Source organism: Corallococcus sp. AB011P (assembly GCF_003611605.1).
Lineage (GTDB): Bacteria > Myxococcota > Myxococcia > Myxococcales > Myxococcaceae > Corallococcus > Corallococcus coralloides.
Genome location: NZ_RAVX01000008.1, coordinates 41,933 through 64,902, shown reverse-complemented (window position 1 = coordinate 64,902; position 22,970 = coordinate 41,933). Strand labels below are relative to the sequence as shown.

Below are 22,970 nucleotides of genomic sequence, written 5' to 3'. Positions count from 1 at the left end.
GTAGTGAGTGGGGTTACGGCCGCGGATGATACGTTTTTGTTTATCAGCCGTAAGCGGGGAAACTTCGCTTGCGGTGAAAATAGTGAATTCCATGTTGGGTGCAGCATTCCATCCGAAACGATTGGGATTGTCGTCGCGCGTCAGCCAGGAATTGAGAATTGACGCGTCGTGACATGTTTTAAATGTATCAATTGCGCAGTGCGTCGCCGTAAGGGCATGGCACGGGTTGCGGCGGGTGCGGGGCGCGGGGTATGGCCTTGGCATGAGCACGCACGCGCGTTGGAAGCTGCCCCTGGGCACGGCGGGAGTCCTGGTCCTGGCGGTGGGGGCGTGGCTTGTCTTTGGCGGGCCGGCTCCGCGGGACGCCGCGCCGGTGGTGGCGCCCGCGCCGGTGACGCAGGCCCCCGCGCCGCCGCCCGTGTTCGCGTCCACTCCGGCGGTGCCCCGCGCGAAGGACGGCGGGCTGGACCTGGTGGGCGCGGCCACGGCCCAGGTGCAGGCGGCGGCACCGGACCCGGAGGACGCCCCCTATCCGGTGGACCTGGAGGCGCTGCGCGTGAAGCTGCCGGGCAACCTGTACTTTGAAATGGACGCGCCCACGAAGGACCCGGCGGAGCTGAGCCGCCGGGAGGGCGTGAAGGCGAAGTGGAACGCGCTCTACGGCAAGGTGCTGTCCAACGAGGCCTCGGAGGAGGAGGTGCACCAGTACTACGAGCACCGCCGCCAGGTGTCCGAGGACGCCATCGCCTTCGCCACCACGATGCTGCAGGACTACGGCGACAAGCTGCCCTCGGAGCACCGGGGCCTGCTGGAGCTGAGCGTGAACATGCACCGCACGCGCCTGGCGGAGCTTCCGCGCCAGGAGTCGGAGGCGCTGTCGCGCCGCGAGGCCCACGCCCAGCGGCAGAAGGAGTGGCGGGCCGGTGGTGGCCGTCAGCCCTGAATCGACGCGTCCGCGCCGGGGAAGGTGCGGATGAGCGGGGAGCGCACGGCGGAGGAGGCCACCCACAGCTGGTGGGAGGAGCGGGTGACGGCGACGTGCAGCCTGCGGCGGGCCTCGTCGTCCGCGGGGTAGGCGCGCGCGGTGACGTCCGGCAGGACGACGTAGTCGAACTCCAGGCCCTTCACGTTGTCCACGTCCGTCACGTCCACGCCGGGCTCGAAGGAGAAGTCGCCCTCCAGCACCAGCCGCGCCCAGGGCATCTCCCGGATGACGCGGTGGAAGGACTGGGCGGCCTCGCGGCTGCTGGCGATGACGCCCACCGACGCGTGCGGCTCGCGCAGCACCAGGTCGCGCAGGGCGTCTCCCAGGAAGAGCCACGCCTGGGCCTCGTCGGGGAAGTGGTGGAATCCCACGGGCGCGCCCTCGCGGCCGGCCTTCGCGGCGGTGGCCGGGGACTGGGTGCCCAGCACGTGCTGCGCCAGCTCCACCACCGGGCGCGGGCAGCGGTAGGACACCTGGAGCCGGCAGGTGGCGGCGTCGCGGATGCCCAGCTCGTCCAGCGCGGCGTCCCAGCCGGCGAAGCCCGCCGTCGTCTGTTGCACCTCATCTCCGGCGAGCGTGCAGCTGCGGCTGTCGCCGAGCAGCTGGCTGACGACGAAGAGCTCGAAGAGGGAGAAGTCCTCCGCCTCGTCCAGCACCACGTGCGCCAGCCGCTCCGCGCCCAGATGGCCCCGCTGCGCCTTGAGGAACATGAGGACGGGCAGGTCGTCCGCGTCCACGGTGCCCGCGAGCGCGTCCGGCGTGTCCGCTTCAATCGCGCGCCCGTCCACGGTGACGAGCCGGTCCTCGTCGAAGCCCTTGTACTGGCGCGACAGCGGCGTGGCGGTCTGCTGCCTGGTGTGCTCCATCACCTCCGCCACCACGGTGCGCGGCAGCTCTCCCTTCGCGTCCGCCACCACGGCCTCCAGGAAGGCGCGGTCCATGTACGCGTCCGCCAGCTTGATGCGCAGCCGGTCCAGCGTGGGGGGCAGGGCCTTGCCCTTGAACAAGGGCAAGCGGCCGGCCAGCGCGCGGCGCAGGGCGGGGTGGCGCTTGAAGCGCGAGACGAGCGCGGGCGTGTCCGGGGACAGCTTGATGCCCGGCACGCTGAAGGCGCTTCTCGCGGTGGCCAGCGACCAGGCCTCCAGCGTCTCCACGGACACCTTGCCCAGGCCCAGCGGCGCGAGCAGCCGGCGCGTGAGCCGGGCCAGGCCCTCCTCCGGGACGACGACCTTGGTGCGCGCCTGCGGGTATGACTTCGCGTCGTCGAAGATGACCTTGGCCAGCCGGTGCAGCGCCACCGTCGTCTTGCCGCTGCCCGCGCTGCCCAGCACCAGCAGCGGCTGCTCCGGGCCGGTGCTGACGGCGGCGTACTGCTCCGCGTCCAGGAGCGCCGTCACGCCGAAGGCGTCCTCCACGTGCGTGGCGCCCCGGCCCACGCCCAGGAAGCCCGGACGCGCGGCGGTGCCGCTGCCGCCCGCGAGCACGGAGGCCGCGTCACGGCCGCGCGAGTGCCAGCGGCCTTGTGAATCGCGCTGGAGCAGGTAGGGGCCGGTGCTGATGCGGGTGAGGACGCCCTTCTCGATGATGACCAGCCGGCGCGCCTCCACCTCGCCTTCGGAGAGCCGGTCTCCGAAGTACTCCTCGAACGCGTCGCCCTCCTCGTAGTTGTAGAAGACGCGGGCGACGGGGGCGAATCTCCAGTCGATGACGCGCACGCCGGCGGAGAGGTTCGCGAAGCTGGTGCGGCCGAGCAGGTAGTCGCGCGCGCCCGTGGGCCCGGACAGGCGCAGGTGCGCGAAGTAGGGGGCGTGCGCGTCTGGCAGCGGGACGGCCTCCTGCCGCTCCAGCATGGAGCGCACCTCGTTCATCTGGGTGAAGACGTGCGGCAGGTCCGCGGCGTGCGCCGTGGTGGCGTCGTCGCGCAGCACCGCCAGCTGGGCCATCAGCCCCTGTGTGTCCAGCGTGCGTTCCGAGGCCTGACGGCGCGCCTCCGCCAGCGCCTGCTGGACGCGTGACAGCAGGGCCTCTTCCTCGGCGATGAGCGCGAGCGCCTCGGGCGACAGCTCCTGCTCCTGGCCGGCCATGATGTCTTTCCTTTCCGCCCGTGGGCGTTCGTGGAGCGGGCAAGGTGAACGCTGGCCACCGCCGGGTCAACCCGTTGGATTTTCGGGCCGACTTGCTAGATTGAGGATCGCGGTGAAGGCGCCCGTCCCTTCTCCTGGGTCCTCCCGCACGCACGCTTCCCATCCACCCCGCCAGGTTGCCTCCCCATGGGGTGGGGTGGATGTCCGCGACTGATCGCAGAGGGGGGGGGTCTGTCGAATGGCGGCGCGCGCTGGAGGCAGGTGGCTTCTAACGGCACTCGCGGCTTGCTTCCGTCCGCATCCATCCCGAACACGGAGGATGTACCGGATGACCTCGATGAATGCGCCGTTCCGCTGGACGCTGTCACTCGCAGCCGCGCTGGGAATCGCCACGTCGGCGGGGGCGCAGGAGCCGGAGCCACAAACGGAGTCGGAGACGTCCACGACGACCGCGACCACCACGATGAGCTCGGAGGAGATGCAGAAGTCGGGGGGACACCACCAGGAGGGGCGCGTCGGGCCGCAGTTCGCGGTGAGCGGCAACGTGGGCTTCGGCCTGGGCTACGTCTACACGAACGGTCAGGCCCCGGGCGGCGGTCTGGAGGACCTGAAGATCACCCAGTCCGCGAAGATCTCCTTCCCCCTCATCGCGGAGCTGGGCTTCCGGGTGACGCCGCGGTTCTACCTGGGCGTGTGGGGCAGCTGGGAGCCGGTGCTCACCAAGACGAACGACCTGTCGTGCCCGGAGGGCTTCAGCTGCGACACCTTCCAGTGGCGCGTGGGGCCGGAGGTCCGCTACCACATCCGGCCGGGCTCAGGCTTTGATCCGTGGATCGGTCTGGGCGTGGGCCTGGAGATCCTCAAGAGCCATGTGGAGGGCGACACACAGGTGCAGGTCGCGCCAGGGGTGTTCCTCCCCACGCATGTGGACACGCACGTGACGGACCGGGGGCCCACCATCGCGCGCCTCACGCTGGGCGGCGACGTGCGCGTGGCGCGGTCCCTGTCGGTGGGGCCCATCATCACCGCGTCCGTGGGCCAGTACACGGTTCGCACCGGGACGCAGACGCTGGACATCACCGGCGTGGGCACCCGCGACCAGGGGCTCACGCCCGTGGATGACGGCTTCCACGCGCTGTTCACCGTGGGCATCCGCATCGCGTTCCTACCCCTGTAGCACCGCGTGGCGGCGCCCACCCTGAAGCAGGGGCGGGCGGTGGAAAACGCGTGGCACCCCCTTGGAACCTGGGGGCCGGGTGAGGTGTCTTGGGGCTCGGCTCCCCACCTCCCCCGGAGGGTGCATGTCGTCTCGCAAGGTGTTCGTCGTGGTGGCCGGGCTGGCGCTCCTGCTGGCCGGCGTCTTCGTCTGGATGCGCGCCGCCTCGCCCGCCGAGTCGGTGCGCGCTGAAGCGGCGGCGTCTCCTGAGCGGCCCGCGTCCGGCCCGACGCGGGCCCCGGTGCGGACCGAGGGTGGGGCGACCGCGCCCGTCGAACAGCCCATGCGGGACGCGGATGGCGCGCTGCGAGTGGAGACCGTCACGGCCTCGGGGCCGTTCGTGGGCGCGGAGGTGACGCTGTACCTGCGAGGGCCCGCGTCCCCAGGCTCACGGCTGCCGTCATGGCGCGTGGCGGGGCAGGGCCGGACGGATGCGGCGGGAGCGCTGGTGTTGCCCGCGCGTCCCGGGCCCTATCTCGTCACCGCGCACGCGGAAGGGCTCGCCCTGGCGCGCGCGGAGGTGACGCGTCCCCATGGAGAAGCGCTGTCCACGGTTCGCCTCCTGCTGGAGCCCGGTGTGTCGCTGACAGGCCTGACGGTGGAGCGCGCGGGCGGCGCACCCGTGCCGATGACGGGGCTGACGCTCACGCCGCATACCGGCTTCGAGGACGCGCTCCCCGTGTTCCTCCAGACGGGCGCGTCGGTGCCAGACGAGGCGCGGCATGAGGCGCTCAGCGACGCACGGGGCGCGTTCGGGTTCCACGGGCTGGCGCGCGGTGAATATCAACTGGAGGCGCGAGCCCCGGGCCACGCGCCCCACCGCATCGCGCGCGTGCACGTGCCGGGGACGGACCTGCGCGTGGAGATGGATGGCTCCGCGTTCATCGAGGGCTTCGTCACCCGGGCGGATGGAACGCCCGCGCCGGGAGCGCGCGTGAGCGCCTGGGGCGAGGACGGCGCGGTGGAGGTGGAGGCCGGAGACACGGGGAGCTTCTCGCTGGACGTGCCGCCCGGGTCGTTCCAGGTGACGGCCCGTCACGGAGCGGAGACGGGCGCGGCCGGAGGCGCGGTCGTCGTGGGGCCGGGCATGACGGTGAGGGACGTGCGGATCCGCCTGGGCGGCGCGGCGTCGCTCGCGGGAGTGGTGCGGCGCAAGGACTCGGGCGAGGCCATCGCAGGAGCCACGGTGGGCGTGCGCGCGCATGGCGACCGCGCGGACCTGCTCCAGGCGCGCTCGGAGGCGGATGGACGCTTCGAGGTGGGCGGACTCGCGCCGGGTGCCTACGACGTGCAGGTGCGCGCTCCGGGCTTCCAGCCGCTCACGCGCCCGGGGCTGGGCGTGCTCGCGGGGCAGCGCTTCGAGCTGGTGCTGGAGCTCGCGACGCCTGGGCGCATCGAGGGCACGGTGGTGGATGTCGCGGAGGCGCCGCTCCCTGGTGTGACGGTGGTGGCCCAGCTCAGGTGGCGGCCGTTGCCGGACGCGCTGCCCTCGGTGACGGACGCGCAGGGGCGCTTCACGCTGGAGGACGTGCCGGAGGGCACCGTGTACGTCGCGGCGCGCCGCGCGGACAGCGAGGACCAGGTGCGCCAGCCCGTGCGCGTGGAGGCGGGGAAGACGGCGACGGCGCGGCTGACGCTCGTGGGCGAAGGCGCGCTGGAGGGCACCGTGCGCAAGGAGGACGGAGCGCGGCCGTCCGGCGCGGTGACGGTCACCGCGCACCGGGTGGGTGCTCCGGCCTCCGAGTCCGTCGATGTGCCCGCGAAGCCGGATGGAACGTGGTCGATGCGCGTGGGCGCGGGGCGCTATCAGTTGAGCGCGTGGCTGTCCGCGCTGCGCTTCCAGAACGGGGACCAGCAGCAGGTGGTGGAGCTGGAGGCGGGCGGCCGGCGCCACGTGGACCTGGTGGTGGGCGAACCCAAGAAGCCGCTCCGCGTGACGGTGCTGGAGCCCAACGGCGCGCCGAGCGTCCACGCGACGGTGATGGCCACGGAGGCGGGCCACACGGACATCCAGGCGGAGGAGATGACGGACGCAGCCGGGCAGGCGGTGCTGGCCTTGGACGGCCTGGGCTCGGACGCGTGGCGCGTCTGGTCCACGAATGGCGGACGGCAGGGCGAGGCCGCGAGCGTGTCCGCGTCCCAGAAGGAGTTCACGCTCCAGCTGAAGCCCGCGGCCCGGCTGAGGGGCACCGTACGTTCGGCGGGAGGCCGCGAGGTGCGGGGCTTCGCGCTGACCGTGACCGCGGCGCGCGGCGAGGACGACTTCCTCTCCCGCGTGGAGCGTCAGTTCTCCGGGGACTCGTTCCAGGTGGACGACGTCTTCCCCACGCGTGTCACCGTCACGGCCACGCTGCCGGACGGGCGCGCAGGCAAGGTGGACGTGACGCTCGCGTCCGGCGCGGAGGCCGCCGTGGAGGTGGTGGTGGACGCGGGCGGCGGCGTGTCCGGACGGCTGGTGGATGCGCGCACGAACGAACCGCTCGCGGGCGCGTATGTGGACGCGGACGGCATCGCGTCCCCCACCACGGGCGCGGACGGGCGCTTCGAGTTGAAGGACCTGGCCCCGGGCGCGCACCGGCTCACCGCGTGGAGCCGGGGGCGGGAGCTGGTGGACCGGCGGATGACGCTCGCCGCGGGGAAGACGCAGGCGCTGGGGGACTGGCGCCTGGGGCTTCAGCGCGTGGAGCCGGGGCGGCTGGGCCTGAGCTTCGGCATGACGGGACGGGACGTCGTCATCAGCGGCATCGCGGAGGGCGCGGACGTGGCGGGCCTCCAGGTGGGGGACGTGCTGCGCTCCATCGACGGAGCGGTGGTGCTGGACACGGGCGAGGCTCGGCGGCGCGAGCTGGGCGCGCCGGGCAGCCCCGCGCTGCTCGCGCTCCAGCGAGGCGGCCAGGCGCTGTCCTTCACGTTCATCCGCGCACGCTGAAGGAGGCGCGGCTTGAAAGCGCGGGGCATGCCCTGACAGCATCCCGCGCCATGGATGAGCGCTTCACCCCGGAGCACGAGGCGTTCCGCCGCACCGTGCGTCAGTTCGTCGAGAAGGAGCTGGCCCCGCACGCGCTGGAGTGGGACCAGGCCGGCGAGTTCCCTCGCGACGTGTTCCGCCGCTGCGGCGAGCTGGGCTTCTTCGGCATCAGCCACGCCCCGGCATATGGCGGCAGCGGGCTGGACTATTGGTACGTGGCCGCCTTCGCGGAGGAGCTGGCGCGAGCGCGCAACGGGGGCGTGGCGATGTCGCTCCTGGTGCAGGGACAGATGGCCACGCCGGTCATCAACGAGCTGGGCACCGACGAGCAGAAGCGCGAGTTCCTGGCCCCCGCGCTCACCGGCGAGCGCATCGCGGCGCTGGCGATGAGCGAACCGGACGCGGGCTCGGACCTGGCCCGGCTGCGCACCACCGCGCGAAGGGACGGCGACGACTACGTCATCCAGGGCGCGAAGACGTGGATCTCCAACGGCGCCCGCGCGGACTTCCTGGTGCTGGCGGTGCGCACGGGCGGGGAGGGCGCGCCGGGCATCTCGCTGGTGACGCTGCCCACGGACGTGAAGGGCTTCTCCGTGTCGAAGAAGCTCCAGAAGGTGGGGCACCGCTCGTCGGACATGGCCATCCTCTACTTCGAGGACTGCCGCATCCCCGCCCGCTACGTGCTGGGCCGGGAGAACGACGGCTTCTTCCACATCATGAACAGCTTCCACGCGGAGCGCCTGGTGACGGCGCTCTACACGGTGGCGGTGATGGACGACCTGCTCCGTGAAGCCATCCGCTACGGCCGCGAGCGTCAGGCGTTTGGAAAGCGGCTCTTGGACTTCCAGGTGTGGCGCCACACCTTCGTGGACCACGCCACCCGCGTGGAGGCGGCGAGGCAGCTCACCTATCAGGCGGTGCAGCTCTTCAATCGCAAACGCAAGCAGAAGCCGGTGAAGGAGATCGCGATGGCCAAGCTCCTCACCACGGACCTGGCCCAGCGCGTGGCCTATGACTGCCAGCAGTTCTACGGCGGCATGGGCTACGTGGAGGAGTCACACGTCGCGCGGGCCTGGCGCGACGTGCGCATGCTCACCATTGGCGGCGGCACGTCCGAGGTGATGAAGGAGATCATCGCCGGGACGATGGCGCTGTAGCCTCAGGCGGCCTGCTTCTCCTGGGTGCCTTCCAGCCAGCGGGCCGCATCCGCGCCGTTGCCCTTCCACTCCGTCGGAGTGCCGTCCACCGTGCGCCGCGCCACTTCCAGCTCCCAGCCCACCTTCACGGGGCCGACCTTGAAGCCGGGCGCCATGGAGACGCCCCGCTGCGTATAGGACGTCTCCTTGTACTCCACGGTCGCGTCCTGACCGGCCGTGTTGAACGCCCCCGGTACGTCGCCTTCCAGGAGCTTGCCGAACGCGCCGTTCTTCACGAGCGTGCCAGGGTTGCCCTCGATGCTGACCTCGTAGGACGTGCCCTTGCCGTTGCCCTGGACCAGGCCAGCGCCCTCCACCGTCAGCGTGACCTTGCTGCGCGAGTTCGCCGCCATGTCCTTGAGCGCGGGGCCGAGCGCGGCCTTTGGATCCTTGAGGACTTCGTCTGTCTTTGACCCGGCGGGCAGCGGGATGCGCGTCTCCACCTCCAGCTTGCCGCTGCCCTTGAGCGACGTGCCCACCTTCACGCCGCCCTTGATGGGCAGCTTCATCCGGTCCGGTCCGACGATGGACTTGTCCACCTCCAGGTTCCGGTTCGGGCCGCCACCCACCTCCACCTGGACGGCGTCCTTGATGACGACCTCGGGCGGCTTGCCCTCCGGGAACTCGATGCGGACCGTGCGGTCCGAGCGCGCCTTGCCCCCCACGTCGAGGTTGTTCACCAGCGGCCCGCCCGGGACGGGGATGTCCGCGGCGAACTGCGCGGCGCCCGTGCCCCGCAGCTCCACGGCGGCCATCTTGCTCCGCAGCCACTCGATGTCCTCCTTGGGAGGCATGTCGGCCGCGCCCGCGATGTTGGCCTGCATGCCTGTCTTCATGCGGTCCATGATGCGATTGGCCCGGGCCACCTCGGCGGGCGTCTCGAACTTGAACTCCACCTTGCCGCCACCGCCGGCGAGCAGCTTCGCGTCGAGCTTGCTGTTCTCGAAGCCCACGCCGCCCAGGATCTCCGAGTCGATGCTCAGCCGGTAGTTGGGCCCCGGCTCGCGCGCGCCCGTGGTCGGGTTGGTGCGCATGCCCTCTTCACAGCTGACTTCAATCTGCGCGCGCGTCTGGAGGCGGCCCATCTTGTAGCCGCCGTCGAAGCCGCCGGACGTGGAGAACTTGTCGCCCGGCTTCATGGACTCGATGTCCACCTGCGAGCCCGTCACGTCGGTGCCGGCTCCGAGCACCTTGAGGGCCCCGTCCACCTTGGACTCCAGCCAGGTGAAGCCGGGCACGTTGTCGCGAGCGCTCTGCAGCAACTGCTCCATCGCGCCCTGCGGCTGCGCGGTGCCACCCACGCCGCCCGCCGCCAGGCCTTCCGGCTGCACCTGTCCCGCGACGCCGCCCTCGAGTCCCAGGGCTCCAGGACCATCACTCCCGGGCCCGCCGGCCACGGGACCCGCCTGCGTGCCACCGCTGACGCCGCCCGCGGCGATGCCTCCCGGACCTCCGGCCGGAGCCGCATGGCCTCCAGCTCCGGCCGGAGCCGCGTCTCCACCCACCCTGGCCGGACCCGCGCGCCCACCGCGAACCTCGAACCCGTCTCCGGGACGCCCGACTGCGGGCCGCTGCGCCGGACGGTTCGCGGGGCCCTGCGACGGGGCCTCCGGAAGCCGGCGGGGGGCGATGGGAGCGGGGGAGGGCTGCATGCGGGACAGGAAGGTCATGACCGGGGCTCCAGGGCGGGTGGGAGCCCGCCGTTCCCCTTCAAGCCACCGCGAGCGGAATTGTTTTGCATTTCCGCCCGGCGTTTTCCGGAAACCCCCTGGAATGACAGGGCCTTGCAGGGGCCCTGGCGGTCCTATTTCCCCAGGATGCCGCCGAGCATTCCGCCCAGCCCACCGCCGCCCTGGGGGCCGCCGCCACCGGAGCCGCCCGCGAGCATGGGCATCACGGCGAGGATCTTCCCCACCAGGCCCGGGTCCAGGCGGGACTTGAGGAAGTTGAGGAGCAGGGGGGCGACCAGGGTGGCCTTGCTCGTGTCCAGGTTGAAGCGCTGGAGGATGGCCACCACGCCGGCGATCTCTCCCGCGTGAGCCGCCGCGCCGCCCAGGGCGCCCATGAGGCCGCCACCGCCACCACCGCCACCACCGAGCATTCCGCCCAGGGCGCCCATGAGGCCGCCGCCGTCGCCCGCCGGGGATTGCGCCTGCTGCTGCCAGCCCTGCATCTCCGGGATGGCCTGGTCCATCTGCCGGGCCGCGTCCGGGCCGACCTTCTCCTGCACCGTGCCCTGCACCAGCTTCAGGAGCGAACCCGCGAGCCCCTGTGCCTGCGTGCCATCCACTCCAAGCTGCTGCGAGAGCTGTCCAATGAGGTCCATGCGCCGCGCTCCTTCACGTGAGTCCCAAGTGGGGGGCGGCGGTTGTAGCGGGCCGGGCCGGGGCGCTGGCCGGAAAACCGGCGCGAGCGTTGGTCGGCGGACGCCCGGAGGGGGCCCTACAGTCGGGTGAAGGACCAGCTCAGCGCGCGGCCGCCCTCGTAGGGCATGACGCCGTGGAAGGGGCGCGGGTCCTCGTCGAACACGAGCGGCAGGAAGTGCCGGTCTCCGTCCCACAGCGACAGGGACAGGATGGAGGACACGGGCACCCAGGACAGGGAGCCCTCGGGGTTCCTCTCCAGGGGTGTGCCCTCGAAGGCGTCGATGCGGAAGATGAACCCCAGCCAGTCCTCGCCGTGCTTGCCGAAGCCGGGCCAGGACAGGGTGCCGCGCAGGACCATGCGTGTGCACTCGATGCCGGCCTCCTCGCGAATCTCGCGGCGCATGCACGCGGCGATGTCCTCGTCGCGCTCCATCTTGCCGCCCAGGCCGTTGTACTTGCCGTAATGGGCATCCTCCGGGCGAGCGTTCCGGTGGATGAGCAGCACCTGCTGGCCGTCCGGCGACATCACGTAGCCCAGCGTGGCGACGATGGGAGTGTAGGGCATGGGCCCGGTTCGTCGCCTGATTCGGGCAGGGCGTCAAGCGGCGCGCGCCGTCTCAATAGTTCCAGGCGGTGCAGTCGGTCGTCGTGCGCGTGACGAACTCCGCCAGCGTGCGCAGGTTCCGCACGAACGTGCTCGTGTCGAGGTAGTCACCCGGCGTGGCACCACTGCGCGGGCCGCCCGGGCTGTACGGGGTGATCCACCGCTCGTTGTTCACGGCCGCGTCGACCGCCTGGGCCGTGTCGGCGCGCAGCTGCTGGCACGAGCGCTTCATCACGGTCGTGTCGGTCGCCAGCCGGTCGTACTCCGCGCGGATGGCTGCGAGCTGCGACGGAACCTCCCAGCCGTAGTTCTGGTACGTCGGCGGCGCGGTCGAGAACCGCACCGGGTAGCCGCCAGCCTTCACCGTGTAGAAGCCGATGTTCGACGGTGCGGTGTCGTCGAGCTCGATGTAGCGGGAGAGAAGGGTGTCATTGGCGTAATCGACGCTCTCCAGATACGCGAGCGCGGTGCCGACGGCCGCGCGGTTCGCCGGGACGCCCGGGTCGAGCTGGTAGAGGCGCAAGAGCGCCCACATGACGTCCTGGCTCTCCTGGCCGGCAATCGCTGGCGCCTCCCAGCTGCGCGCCCAGCGCGGCTGCATCTGGAGGTCATATTGCTGCGCCCAGGCGGGCTGGGGCTGCGGCATCTGCGCACGGCGGAGGAAGTCACCAAACGCGGTGCGCATGGACTGATACGTCGCGGCCTGCGAGGGATAGAGCTCCTTCGCCCAAGACAGCATCTCCACGAAGGACGTCGCCAGGTTGTCGTTCAGCGTCGGGTCGTCCCAGTACTCGTTCGTGTACGAATTCGCGTAGCAATTCGCCAGGCCGCACGAGGTGCCAATCGACGGCGGGTAGCTCGCGAAGAGCGCGGGCCGCGCGGAGACAGGGCCGGCGAACCCCTGGGGAAAGCCGCCGTTCGTGGGGAACTGCGAGGTCTCCACCCGCGCGCGGGCGTACGCGGAGGAGCCGGAGATGTCCGTGTTCGCGAACCCGAGGAGCTGGTCGGTGCGCATCATCGCGATGAGCGCGTTCTGCGTGACCTGGTCGTCGTAGACCGTCATCGTACAGCCGCCACAGCCGCAGCTCGCCGTGGTGTTGAGGTAGCAGGCCCTGAGGAGCGGCGTCGGCTTGAAGTCCGCGTAGAGGCGCCAGCCCCCGGACTTCACCTGCCCGTGGCGCAGCGCCATCGCCGCGTCCAGTGCATAGGTCTTGAGCGCCGGAGTCGCCGGGTCCGCGAGGGCGGCTTCGACAAACGCGATGGTGACGTCCGACGTCCCGGGTGACTGGATCATGATCTGATCCTCGTCGAGCTGGATGTCGCCCCAGCGCTCGCTCAGGTTGGTGGCGTTGTGGTGCCACGCATAGCCGCCGTGGCGCGCGACGTTGTCATGGAAGTACTTCGCCGCGTTCCGCATGCGGCCCAGCGCCTTCTGCCGGAGCGGCGTCGTGGCCGCCTGTTCGGACTCACCGAGTTCGACTCCCGGTGAAACACAAGCCAACGCGGAGAGGACAGGGAGGAGTGCGAGCGCGAGGTGCCTTTTCATGGGTGTGACTCGTAGCACACCCGGCTCGCACTCCTGGAGAGGGCCGAGCCTAGAAGCAGGTACAGGCCGCCTTGTAACACTTGCCCAGGCGGAAGCCCTTCGCCACACAGCTGGCGTTGCACTCCTCGGCGTAGCACTCCACCTGCGACGCTTCCGCGGTCGCGGGCGTGGACAGCGCCAGCGTGGCGCCAAAGGAAACGAACGCACCCGCGCCCATCGCGAACAGCACCCGGCCCGCCTTCTTCAACGACGTCAACATGTGTGTCTCCCGGTGAGGATGTTTCGGCTCGAAGCATACCTCAACCGGAAATCCGCTTCAGTGCCGTAATCCCAGTGAGACATCCCTCCTGTTGAGAATGCGCAAGGAGGAGGGTGACAATGGGGACGTGCGGCTCCTGCTCCTCCTTCCATTCCTGCTCCAGGCCGGTTGTGCCACCGTCGACCTGCTGCGCGGACCGCATCGCTACACGCAGGAGGAGATGGCGCTCATCCGGACGGATGCGGCGGCGCGCTTCAGCTGTCCTGAACAGCAGCTCCGCGTCGTCCCCGAGCGAACCTCGGATTCAGTCTGCGACGGCACGCCTCCCAAGTTCTATGAGGTCGTGCGGGCCGAGGGCTGTGGACAGTGGCTCCACTACGGAGATGCCGAGGGCGGTCTGCTGCCCGTGGAGCGCGAAGTGGGAGATGCCTCCCTGAGCTCTCCCTGGCTCAACGACGGCGTCTACCTGCCCGCGTTCCCTTCACATGCGCATACGCCGGAAGAAGTGCTGCGCGTCCGTGAGCACGTGGTCACCCAACTCGATTGTCCCGTGGAAGCGCTCACCGTCAGCCGCCGCCTGATTGCCAGGGACCACGTGGGGACGGACGGCCGGGGGTTCTCTCCCGGTCCAATCGAAGAGATCCTGGTCACGGGGTGTGGGAAGTACGGTCGCTACGTCGTGCACCGGGGGACGATCGTCTCACTGGAAGTCGAGCGCCTTCCGTCAAAGCGCCTTGACCCATTGTCTGTGTGGGTGGACAAGTTGCTGACTTCGCCCGTCGTCCCCTAGCTGAGCTGCACGCTCAGGGGGCGCGGCCCTTCGGGGTGGTCCCCGGGGTGAGCTTCCACAGGCGGCCGTTCGAATCGTCCGTGAGCAGGTAGAGCGCACCGTCGGGCCCCTGGACCACCTCGCGGATCCGCGCGTTGCGCTCCGTGAGCAGGCGCTCCTCGCCGACCACGCGGTCGTCCTTCAGGACCAGCCGCACCAGCGCCTGGCTGGACAGGCCACCGATGAAGAAGTTCCCCTTCCACTCCGGAAAGAGCGCCCCCGAATAGATGGTGAGCCCCGAAGGCGAGATGACCGGATCCCAATAATAGACAGGCTGCTCCATGCCCGCGGCCTGCGTCGTCTTGTGGATGGGCTCGCCCGAGTATTCCTCGCCATAGCCAATCGTGGGCCAGCCGTAGTCCTTGCCAGCCTCCGGGCGGTTGAGCTCATCACCTCCGCGCGGCCCCATCTCGACAATCCAGAGCCGCTGCTGGGCGTCCATGGCCGCGGAGAGGATGTTGCGGTGCCCGGAGGACCAGATCTCCGGCCGGGCGTCCTTCCTGCCCACGAAGGGATTGTCCTGGGGGATGGAGCCATCCGGGTTGATGCGAACGACCTTTCCGAAGTCGCTCTTGAGGTCCTGCGCCTGGACGCGGCCGGGAAGGATGGAGCGCTCGCCGAGCGTGACGAAGAGCTTCCCGTCCGGCGTGAAGACGAGCCGTCCGCCCGCGTGCAGCGTGGACTCGAGCGTGGGCTGCATGCGGAAGATGACCTGGAGCCCCTCGATGCGCGGCTTCGGGCCGTCCACCAGCTTCGCGCGCGCCACCGCGAGCCCGTTGCCGCCCTGCCTCGGCTCGTAATAGGTCCAGTAGATGAGCCCGCTCTTCGCGTAGTCGGGCCCCACCTCCACGTCGAGCAGCCCGCCCTGTCCCCGGCCGTCCACCTTGGGGAGGCCCGCCACCGGGGGTGACTTCTTGCCCGCGGCGGTGACGATGTAGAGCGAACCCGTGGGCTTCTCCGTGACGAGGAAGCGGCCATCCGGCAGGAACGCGATGGCCCACGGCTTGTTGAAGCCCGAGGCGATCTCCGTCACCACGATGGGCGTGCGCGTCTTCACCGCCGGGGCGCGCGTCTGCTGCGGGAACGCGGGCTTGAACTCCGGGACGTTCGGGGGCGCGGTCTCCACGGGTGCTCCCGAAGGGATGTCTCCCTGTCGCGGCACGGACTGCTGGCTTTCACCCCCGCGCCCCGGGGCGAGGTTGCCTTCCTGTCGCGTGGGCGGCTGGGGCGTCTGGGCCCGGGCTTCGGGGACGGCGCCCAGCAGGAGGGAGGCGAGGAACGGGGTCACGAGTCCATGGCGCATGGGGTGACTCTCCGTCGGGACGGGCGGGACGTCACCCGTCGACGGACATGCGTTGAGCCTCTTCGTTACCTGGGTGAACAGTCGCGGCGCCGCCCACCGTGAAGTCGATCACCCGGTCCCACATCGCCTGGAATTGCGGCTCCTGGAAGTGGGAGCCCGACTTCAGCCAGCTGATGTGCTCCGGGGGCTGGTCGAAGTGGCCCATGACGTCCATGTGGTCCGCCGTCGCGACGTGGAGGACCTGTCCCCAGACCTGGGAGCGGCTCGGGACGACGCCATCGCTCCGGGACTCGAACCTCCTGCCGAGGACATCCTGGAGGGCCTGGGTCTGGTCCACCGTGAGCTCGGGAAGCTGGAGCTCCCGGGGCAGGGGCGCGCTCTTCGCATACAGGAAGGCGAAGAGTCCGTGCAGCAGCGCGTCCGGGGTGAGCAGCAGGTGGAGGGCCAGCCTGGGCGGCGGCGCGCCCGTGACGACGCAGCCGTAGCGCACGTCCTCCCGGTCCGCCGTGTCCGCGTTGAAGGCCCGCATGCTGACCGGCATGAGGTCCTGGATGAGCGCCTGGTTCTCGCCCACCTGGCTGAAGAACCGGATGAGGTCTTCGCGTTCGCTCTCGGAGAGGTCCGCCGTCAGCCGGACGATTTGATTGAAGAGGTTGGGCGGGAGCTTCGCCTCTTCGCTCCTCAGGACGAGCCAGTAGCACGCCTGCAGCGCGGCGGTCCGCAAGGGCATGGCCTTGCGGTGCAGGGTGAGGAAGGTGAAGAGCCACAGGTAGCGCAGCAGCGTCTTCCCCACGCCGCCCTGGTGGGAGAAGCTGGCCAGCGGGGTGCCGTGATGCGGTGTAGCGATGGTCACGACCGAGCGCACGCGCTTCACGAAGTCCGGAGCCCCCCGCGCCATTCGCGGTGAGACGACACTGCGCGCATCCAGCCCGCCCGTGGAGTGCCCGACCAGGTGAAGCTGCGCGTCGTCCTCGTTCGCGGTCCGTGCCATTTCCCGGAACACGTCCTGGGCACGCACCGCCAGCCCGGCGGTGGGGGCGGAGGCGATGGCGTGCACCCGCGCATCGATGCCTCGCTCCTTGAATCGCTGCTCGAGCAAACGGGGGACGTTCTGGAAGTAGGCGATGCGCTCCGTTTCCTTGTCACCCATCTGCGTAAAGCCAAAGAAGCCGGGGACCAGATAGACGCGGTGCCGGTGGGTCATGGGGCAATCCTAACGCGAGGACCGCCCCAGACGCCGGGGAGGGGTCAATGTGAAGTCCCGAACCCCTGTCCCGGAATGTCTGTCCGGACTACTGGGTGATGATGTCCGTGTACTCGCTGCCGCTGATGGAGTTGCGCCACTTGGAGGAGAAGCCCAGCGCGTGCTGCGGATTCACCACGTGCGGCGCGGCCACGCGCGCCACGTCCAGGCGGACAATCTCATTCTTGAACAGGTCCAGCACCATGCCGAACTGCGCCGCGGTCAGGTAGACGCGCTTGAGCATCTTGTCCGCCTTCTCCTGGCGGACGATCTCGTTGTTCTCGCTCTTGAGCGACTGGTAGAAGCCGCTCCAGGTGGAAGCGTCCATCGGGAACTGCCCATCCCGCCGCATCATGCAGCCCTCGTCCGAACGCGTGCCACAGTCGCGGTGAGAGGGCTCGGCGGCCATCGGCATCTCCGGCCGGGAGTCCATCCGGGGCTCCCGCCGGGTCTCCGTCGTTCGGGTCTCGCGGTGCTCGCTGTGACTCTCCGACTCCGTCATTCCACCCGTCATCCGCACGTCCATCCGGGCTCCGCCGCCGCGCACCTTCACGGTGGTCGTCTCCTCACCATCCACGTTCGTCGTGGTCTTCATCTTGATGCGCGCGGAGGGCATGTCCTGATCTTCGATGTCCACCTGCATGTTGAACTCCGCGTCCTGCGCGAAGCTGGCGGACGAAACGAACAGGGACGAAACGAGCGCGGCACGGACGATGCGATTCATTGTGAAGACCTGGTGGGAAACGGGTTCGGTGCGGTCGGTACGCTCAAGCGTTCCCGCCGCCGTGCCATCTCCACGCACCGTCCGCGCATTTATTCACCTGAAACGCACGGCGCGGCTGAGCAGGCCTGGACTCATTGTTTGAGAAAAGCAGAGCCCCGGCGATCCACGCTGAACGCGGGATCGCCGAGGCTCGGTGTTGCCTTGGCTCAGTGCTGCCTTACTGGACGGCGCGGAGCGCGGGCGGCTCGTCCGTCAGCGACATCAGGAGCCGGTCGCCCTCGGTCTCGTCGATGGGCACGAAGCGGCCGAGGTCGTCGCGGTAGGCGTGGACCTGCGCCGCCCCGATGTCGAACCACCAGCCGTGCAGCCGCAGCGTCCCCGCCGCGAGCCTGTCGCGCACGATGGGGTAGGTCTTCAGGTGCTCCAACTGCTCGAGGACGTTCAGCTGGGAGAGGCGATCCGCGTCCGGCAGCCCCTCGCCCACCTGGGTGTTCCTCTCACGCAGCGCCTGGAGCGAGGGCGTTCCGTGCGCGAGCCACTTCTCGAGGTTCGGTGCGCCGTCCACGGTGCCACCGGCCAGGATGGCCTTCATCGCGCCGCAGCTCGAGTGTCCGCAGACCACGACGTCCTCGATGGGCAGGAAGCCCAGGGAGAACTCGATGGCCGCCGCCTCCCCGCGGTCCGCCGAGGGCTGTCCGCCCGGCTTGGCCGGCGGAACGAGGTTGCCCACGTTGCGCACGGTGAAGAGGTCGCCGGGGTCCGTGGAGACGAGAAGGTTCGGCACCACGCGGCTGTCCGAGCAGCTGATGAAGAGGCAGTCAGGGGACTGACCCTTCGCGAGCCGCGCGAAGGTCGCCCGGTACGAGGGCAGGGTGTGGCGCTGGAAATCGAGCAGGCCTCGGATGAGCTTCTTCACTGCACACCTCCGGGAGAAAGAGTCGAAACGTGATGAACGGGGGAGGAAGAGGATGAGGCGGCAGGCCCCGTGGCGGGCGCCACACGCGCGCTGCGCCGGGTCCAGACGTCCTCGAGCGGCTCCATTCTCACGGTGCCACCCGTCTTGCGATGCGTGTCAGCCCAGCTCTCGAGTGCTTCGAAGCCGGAGTGGTCGAGCGTGTTCACGGCCACGTCCACCTCAACCTTGGAGCCCGACGGAATCTTCGCGAGCGCCGTCGAAAGCTTCGGCACCCCGACGAACGTCAGCGCGCCGCTGATGCAGACCTGGTGGACGCCCTTGTCGGCGTGGATCTCCACGCGCACCTGGCCCAGCTGCCACAGGAGCCGGAGGATGGCCGCGCCGAGTCCCAGACCGATGCCCGCGAGCAGGTTGATGCCCACCACACCGGCCACGGTGATGAGATAGACGGGCAGCTCACCCCGGTGCCGCAGCTCCCGGATGTGGGCGAGGTTCACGAGCTTCAGGCCCACGTGCACGAGCAGGCCCGCGAGCACCGTCAGGGGCACGTAGGCCGCGAGGCTCCCCAGCAGGGTGATGAAGGCCAGCATCCACACCGCGTGCAGGATCGCCGACCAGCGCGTCTTCGCGCCGGCGTTGATGTTCGCCGCGCTGCGCACGATGACGCCGGTGATGGGCAGACCGCCGAGCAGACCGGAGAAGGTGTTCGCCACACCCTGCGCGAGCAGCTCGCGATCCAGGTTCGCCCGCGGGCCCGTGTGGAGCTTGTCGGTTGCCACCGCGCTCAAGAGCGACTCGGCGCTCGCCACGAGCGCGAGGGAGAACACGGCCACGGCGAAGGCGCCCCACATGGAGCCTTCCGGAAGGGACGGCAGCTTGATGGCGGACAGCGCATCCGCCGCCAGTTGCACCCGGGCCACGTCCGCGTTCATCACCGCCGCGATCACGGTCCCACCCACGACCGCCACCAGCGGCCCCGGGACCTTCTTCAGCCGGCCGTTCGGCAGGAACCCCCACGCGATGAGGATTCCCAGCGTCAGCAGGCCCAGCAGCGTGGCCGCGCCATGGAGGTTGAGGATCTGCCCGGGCAGCTCCCGGATGTTGCTCCAGGCATTGCTCTGCGGAGAGCCACCCAGAACGATGTGGACCTGCCCCAGCACGATGAGAATGCCGATACCCGCGAGCATGCCGTGGATCACTGCCGGCGAGATGGCCAGCGCCGAACGCGCGACCTTCAGCCCGCCGAGCGCCACCTGCACGAGTCCCGCGGCGGCCACCGCCGCGCACGTCACGGCGAAGCCCAGCTGCTGGATGAAACCAAAGACCATCACCGCGAGGCCCGCCGCGGGGCCGCTCACCAGAAGCGGCACGCCACCCAGGAAGCCCACCACCAGGCCTCCCACGACGCCGGCAATGAGGCCCGCCATGATGGGCGCTCCAGAGGCGAGCGCGATGCCCATACAGAGGGGCAGGGCCACCAGGAACACCACCAGCGAAGCTGGCAAATCCGAAGCGAGAATCGCCTTCACCGAAGGCCTCGCCTCTGCTGCCTTTACATCCGAAGTCATTGCTTGAGCTCCCCTGTCAGCTGTCACGCCACACCAGGGCTTGGCGTGACAGGGGGGAGCTACGCAATCGTTGTGCCAGTCAGTTCCGGGCGCTTCCCGTCGAGGGCGGGCCGCCTCCGGACGGGGCGATGAAAGAATCTTGAAGCCCGCGGCCCGGGTGATGAACGAATTTTAAAGTCCTTCACTCCGAGGGCGGGTTCTCCTCCAGGCGGCGGAGGAAGGTCGGATAGGACAGGCCCAGTGCGCGGGCCGCCTCCATGCGCCTGCCCCCAAGCTGCTCGAGCACGTGCCGGACGTAGAGTCGCTCCACTTCATCGAGCGGCCGGGGTGGGCCTGACACGGAGAAGGCGTTGGGGTCGACCGGGGCCGGCGCGCCGCCTCCCTTGGCGAGCGACTGCAGCTCGAGCGCGGGCCCGCCCTCGAGCACGAGCGCCCGTTCGAGCACGTTGCGCAGCTCCCGGACATTGCCGGGGAAGGGATAGCTGACCAGGCGCTCCTCCGCGGCGGGGGAGAAGGGGACCGGGCGCCGGCCGAGTTCCGAGCAGAGCTCCAGCACGAGCGTCCGCGCGAGCGGCAGCACGTCCTCGCGACGCTCACGCAAGGGGGGCACGTCCACCCGGAACACGCCGAGCCGGAAGAGGAGGTCCTCGCGAAAGCGCCCGGCGGTGACCTCCGCTTCGAGGTCCTTGTTGGTGGCGGCGACAATCCGGGCGGTGCTCGTGAGCTCCGTCATGCCACCGAGTCGCCGGAAGGCCCCCTTGTCGAGAAAGGTGAGCAGCTTGGCCTGGAGCGCGAGCGGCAGCTCACCCACCTCGTCGAGGAAGAGCAGCCCATCGCTCGCGAGCTCCACGAGCCCGCGCCTGGCCGTCTTCGCATCCGTGAAGGCGCCGCGCTCGTGTCCGAAGAGCTCGCTCTCCATCATCGTGTCCGGGAGCGCGGCGCAGTTGATCTGCACGAAGGCCCCCTGCTTCTGGCGCAGGGCGTGGAGATGGCGGGCGAGCACCGCCTTCCCCGTTCCGGTCTCCCCGAGCAGCAGGACGGGACTTCGCGGAGTGGTGGCGATCCGCTCCAGCATCTGGAGGGTTCGCTGCATCGCCGGAGAGCGGGACTCCGCCATCCGATGCCGGCCTTCGAGGACGCTCTCGGCCTGGCGCAGCCGTTCCTGGAGCTGGAGGTCGCTGGCCGCGCGGCGCGCGCGCATCACCAGGTCGTCAATCTCGACCGGCTTGCTCAGGTAGTCGCGAGCACCCGCCCGGATGGCCTCGACAGCGCTCTCGATATCGCCGTGCGCGGTCACCATCAGCACGACGGTCGCCGGAAGCTGGGCACGCAGCTCGGGCAGGAAGACAAGCCCATCTCCGTCCGGCAGCCTTCGGTCCAGCACGACGAGGTCAGGCGCCTCGGCGGCGAGCGCGACGCGGGTCTCATGCAGCGAGCGCGCGACCCGGACGCGAAAGCCCTCCTGGCTCAGCATGGAGGCCGCGAGCGAGGAGAAGGTCCGGTCGTCATCAACGAGCAGCAGGGAGGTGCTCATGAGGCCATTTTCTCAAGTGGAAGACGAACCGTGAAGCGGCTGCCGCCGGGCACGCGGGTATAGGAGACGCTTCCTCCATCATGCGCGCGGATGGCCGTGCGCACCATCGGAAGCCCGAGCCCGATCCCCTTCGACCGGCCCACCGCGAAGGGCTCCCAGAGCCTGGGCTCGAAGGCCAGGGGCACTCCGCCTGCGTTGTCCTCCACGACGAGCACCACCTCCATGCCTTCGCGGAGGAGCTGGACCTCGACGCGAGGCGTGGGCTGCTGGCCTGTATCATGAGCCACGGCGCCGGCTTCGACGGCGTTGCGGATGAGATTGTCGACAGCGGAGACCAGCAGCGTCGGGTCCCCCTTCACGAAGAGCCCCTCCTGCAGTGTTGTCTCGATGATGACATCCGCTGCTTCCGGCAGGAGCTTCACGGCTTGGAGCGCGTCCTGGACGAGCAGGTGCATCTCGCAGCTGCGCCGCTGCGTGGACTGGGGGGAGGCAAAGCTCAGCAATGAGCGGGCGAGGTGGCCGAGCCGGTCCGCCTGGGAACGCAGCGCCTGGACGGGCAAGGTCGTCTCCCCTCCCTTCGCGCGAATCATGCTGAGCGCGGCCTGCATGCTGTTGAGCGCGTTCTTCACCTCGTGGGCGATGAGCGAGGAGGCCGTGCCGAGCGCCGCCATCGTCTCCTGGCGCCGCAGCTGTTCTTCGGCTGCCATCAGCGAACGGTAGGAGCGACGCAGGAGCACCGTGAAGAGGAGGAGCACGCCGCCGAGCAGCGCGGTGTGGAAGCCGAGCTGGCCGAGGTAGCGGCGCTTGAGCAGCTCGCGGTCCCGCGCCTCGTCCTCGAGCACGGCGAGCAGCATCTCGGTTCCGGGAACGAGCGCCGCCGCGCCGAGCAGCCGCGTGCCTCCGAGCGTGATGGCTCCGGGAGCATCCACCAGCGGGCGGAGGCGTGTGGCGAGCTCCGGCTGGCGCAGCAGGGGCGGGGGTGTTGCCGGCAGGAGGAGCCGGCCGCGCTCGCCGAGCAGGGCGACCATGGACTCGTTCGCCCCGCGATGGGGCGGTAGCAGCTCGCTCGCCGTCGCGAGCTCGCCCACGAGGAGGCCCACGACACGCTCGTCGCGCACGATGGGGACCGCGACCGCGACGAGCCCTCCACCTTCCTCGTCCAGCAGTCCGACCGAAGCGGCCCGCTTTTCCATCATCCGCCGGAACCACGGGCGCGAGGTGAGCGGTGTGCGCCCGAGCGGCATGTTCACCGGGTCGCTCCAGATGCGCTGGCCGCTCGATGACAGCAGCGCGACTCCGGCCGAGAAGAGGGACGTGTGTCCGAAGGCATTCTCGAGGAGCGCCACCTCGGGCCCTCCCGCTCCATCCTCGGGCCTGAGCGACGGGTGCTCCGCGAGCCGTTGCAGCTCCGCGCGCAGCAGTCCGAGGTGCGCGCCCAGTGCCTGGGCCTGGAGGCCCGCGCGGTCCGACAGGTGGACGAGGAGCTCGCCCTCCGCCGCCTTCACGTCCGCCTGGTAGGTCACGAAGGGACTCACGAAGGCGGCGCACCAGAGGAGCATCAGACCGACCACCGCGGACCGGCCCGCTTTTCTCTGCGTGCGAAGAAGCTCGCCCGGTGGGGGCACGAGA

The 22,970-nt window shown here is 70.1% G+C and carries 18 protein-coding genes; 5 read left to right on the top strand and 13 right to left on the bottom strand.

Going from position 1 to position 22,970, the window contains the following annotated elements:
- The first annotated feature begins 262 nt into the window (after positions 1 to 262).
- Positions 263 to 943 (top strand): hypothetical protein, encoded by a 681-nt coding sequence (locus D7X30_RS21505; protein ID WP_120564834.1) that lies wholly within the window; start codon positions 263 to 265, stop codon positions 941 to 943.
- Here D7X30_RS21505 and D7X30_RS21500 read toward each other — a convergent pair.
- A complete protein-coding gene (locus tag D7X30_RS21500) occupies positions 934 to 3,069 on the bottom strand; it encodes an ATP-binding domain-containing protein (RefSeq protein WP_120564833.1) in 2,136 nt (711 codons plus the stop codon). The genes D7X30_RS21505 and D7X30_RS21500 overlap by 10 nt on opposite strands.
- Before the next feature lie 328 nt (positions 3,070 to 3,397).
- Here D7X30_RS21500 and D7X30_RS21495 point away from each other — a divergent pair, with 328 nt between their 5' ends.
- From D7X30_RS21495 to D7X30_RS21485, 3 genes are all read left to right on the top strand, one after another.
- Positions 3,398 to 4,246, top strand: a complete 849-nt coding sequence (locus tag D7X30_RS21495; RefSeq protein ID WP_120564832.1) for a hypothetical protein — start codon at positions 3,398 to 3,400, stop codon at positions 4,244 to 4,246.
- A 124-nt stretch (positions 4,247 to 4,370) separates the two neighbouring features.
- Positions 4,371 to 7,214 carry a carboxypeptidase regulatory-like domain-containing protein gene (locus D7X30_RS21490; protein ID WP_120564831.1) on the top strand — a complete coding sequence of 948 codons (2,844 nt, stop codon included), beginning with the start codon at positions 4,371 to 4,373 and terminating at the stop codon, positions 7,212 to 7,214.
- A 50-nt stretch (positions 7,215 to 7,264) separates the two neighbouring features.
- Positions 7,265 to 8,410 (top strand): acyl-CoA dehydrogenase family protein, encoded by a 1,146-nt coding sequence (locus D7X30_RS21485; RefSeq protein ID WP_120564830.1) that lies wholly within the window; start codon positions 7,265 to 7,267, stop codon positions 8,408 to 8,410.
- 2 nt (positions 8,411 to 8,412) lie between these two features.
- Here D7X30_RS21485 and D7X30_RS21480 read toward each other — a convergent pair whose 3' ends face one another.
- The 5 genes from D7X30_RS21480 to D7X30_RS21460 form a co-directional block, all read right to left on the bottom strand.
- Positions 8,413 to 10,119 (bottom strand): hypothetical protein, encoded by a 1,707-nt coding sequence (locus D7X30_RS21480; RefSeq protein WP_147443268.1) that lies wholly within the window; start codon positions 10,117 to 10,119, stop codon positions 8,413 to 8,415.
- Positions 10,120 to 10,253: 134 nt separating this feature from the next.
- Positions 10,254 to 10,775 carry a DUF2780 domain-containing protein gene (locus D7X30_RS21475; protein ID WP_120564828.1) on the bottom strand — a complete coding sequence of 174 codons (522 nt, stop codon included), beginning with the start codon at positions 10,773 to 10,775 and terminating at the stop codon, positions 10,254 to 10,256.
- A 116-nt stretch (positions 10,776 to 10,891) separates the two neighbouring features.
- The gene (locus D7X30_RS21470; protein ID WP_120564827.1) at positions 10,892 to 11,380 is read right to left on the bottom strand and encodes an 8-oxo-dGTP diphosphatase; all 489 of its coding nucleotides are present in this window, start codon (positions 11,378 to 11,380) and stop codon (positions 10,892 to 10,894) included.
- A 52-nt stretch (positions 11,381 to 11,432) separates the two neighbouring features.
- Complete coding sequence (locus tag D7X30_RS21465; protein ID WP_120564826.1) at positions 11,433 to 12,965, bottom strand: pectate lyase; 1,533 nt, start codon at positions 12,963 to 12,965, stop codon at positions 11,433 to 11,435.
- Positions 12,966 to 13,014: 49 nt separating this feature from the next.
- On the bottom strand, positions 13,015 to 13,224 hold the full coding sequence (locus D7X30_RS21460) for a hypothetical protein (protein WP_120564825.1): 210 nt from the start codon (positions 13,222 to 13,224) through the stop codon (positions 13,015 to 13,017).
- 127 nt (positions 13,225 to 13,351) lie between these two features.
- Between D7X30_RS21460 and D7X30_RS21455 the strand changes: the two genes are divergently transcribed.
- Entirely contained in the window at positions 13,352 to 14,014 is a 663-nt protein-coding gene (locus D7X30_RS21455) for a hypothetical protein (protein WP_147443267.1), read from the top strand.
- Between the two features lie 13 nt (positions 14,015 to 14,027).
- On the opposite strand, the gene D7X30_RS21450 is transcribed toward D7X30_RS21455, so the two are convergent.
- The 7 genes from D7X30_RS21450 to D7X30_RS21420 all read right to left on the bottom strand — a co-directional run bounded on the left by D7X30_RS21450 (position 14,028) and on the right by D7X30_RS21420 (position 22,876).
- Positions 14,028 to 15,356, bottom strand: coding sequence for a PQQ-dependent sugar dehydrogenase (locus D7X30_RS21450; protein WP_199724476.1), 1,329 nt, complete (start codon positions 15,354 to 15,356; stop codon positions 14,028 to 14,030).
- Between the two features lie 31 nt (positions 15,357 to 15,387).
- Positions 15,388 to 16,560: a triacylglycerol lipase gene (locus tag D7X30_RS21445; protein WP_120564822.1), complete on the bottom strand. Its 1,173-nt coding sequence runs from the start codon at positions 16,558 to 16,560 to the stop codon at positions 15,388 to 15,390.
- A gap of 88 nt (positions 16,561 to 16,648) precedes the next feature.
- Entirely contained in the window at positions 16,649 to 17,323 is a 675-nt protein-coding gene (locus D7X30_RS21440) for a DUF4476 domain-containing protein (RefSeq protein ID WP_120564821.1), read from the bottom strand.
- Between the two features lie 217 nt (positions 17,324 to 17,540).
- Entirely contained in the window at positions 17,541 to 18,239 is a 699-nt protein-coding gene (locus tag D7X30_RS21435) for a carbonic anhydrase (RefSeq protein WP_120564820.1), read from the bottom strand.
- Entirely contained in the window at positions 18,236 to 19,807 is a 1,572-nt protein-coding gene (locus D7X30_RS21430; RefSeq protein ID WP_120564819.1) for a SulP family inorganic anion transporter, read from the bottom strand. The genes D7X30_RS21435 and D7X30_RS21430 overlap by 4 nt, the downstream gene beginning before the upstream one ends.
- Positions 19,808 to 19,988: 181 nt before the next feature.
- Entirely contained in the window at positions 19,989 to 21,341 is a 1,353-nt protein-coding gene (locus D7X30_RS21425; protein ID WP_120564818.1) for a sigma-54 dependent transcriptional regulator, read from the bottom strand.
- Positions 21,338 to 22,876 (bottom strand): ATP-binding protein, encoded by a 1,539-nt coding sequence (locus D7X30_RS21420; RefSeq protein ID WP_370051511.1) that lies wholly within the window; start codon positions 22,874 to 22,876, stop codon positions 21,338 to 21,340. Before D7X30_RS21420 ends, D7X30_RS21425 begins: the two co-directional genes overlap by 4 nt.
- Positions 22,877 to 22,970 lie beyond the last annotated feature (94 nt).